The sequence below is a fragment of the Brevibacillus halotolerans genome (assembly GCF_026891775.1).
Lineage (GTDB): Bacteria > Bacillota > Bacilli > Brevibacillales > Brevibacillaceae > Brevibacillus_B > Brevibacillus_B halotolerans.
Genome location: NZ_JAPTNK010000048.1, coordinates 1 through 623 on the forward strand (window position 1 = coordinate 1; position 623 = coordinate 623).

1 protein-coding gene is annotated in these 623 nt (G+C 37.6%); it reads right to left on the reverse strand.

What is annotated here, in order from left to right; genetic code table 11:
• Positions 1–623, reverse strand: a 623-nt coding sequence (locus O0550_RS24040; RefSeq protein WP_258427426.1) for an IS3 family transposase, incomplete at both ends; no start/stop codon positions are given.

Below are 623 nucleotides of genomic sequence, written 5' to 3' on the forward strand. Positions count from 1 at the left end.
AGGGACAGCCCTTTCTGCTAAATGAGTGAACAATGTGAAGTTGCTTAACATATTGCGTGAAATCCTTGCTTGTATATTGGGCACCTAAATCAGTATGAAGTACCAAATCCCTTGCGGGTTTTTGAGTATCATAGGCGTTTTTTAATGCATGCAAAACTACATCCACTGTCATATGACGTGAAAAAGAGTACCCTATGATTTTTTTAGAATGTAGATCAAGAACGGATGCCAAATAACACCAACCATCTCGAAGAGTATGAATATACGTAATATCTGCTACCCATTTCTCGTTAATAGATGTTGTTTTAAAATCTTGCTGAAGTAGATTAGGTCTCTCCATAACTCTGTCTTTGCTTCCTTGTGGGCGGAATTTCTTACGCGTAATGGATCGAATATCGGCCTTAATCATTAATCGTTGCACTTTTTTCTGGCTAATAGAAAAGCCTTCTCTATTCAAAAGATAATGAATCTTGGGAGCACCATAACGTCCCTTGCTATCCTGATAAATTTCAATCATTCTCTTTGTAATCAGTTGGTTCTCTTTATGACGTGGAGAGTGCTCTTTCTTTTGGAATTGATAGTATGTACTTCTGGAAAGATTGAGTACCTCACACATAGTCTGT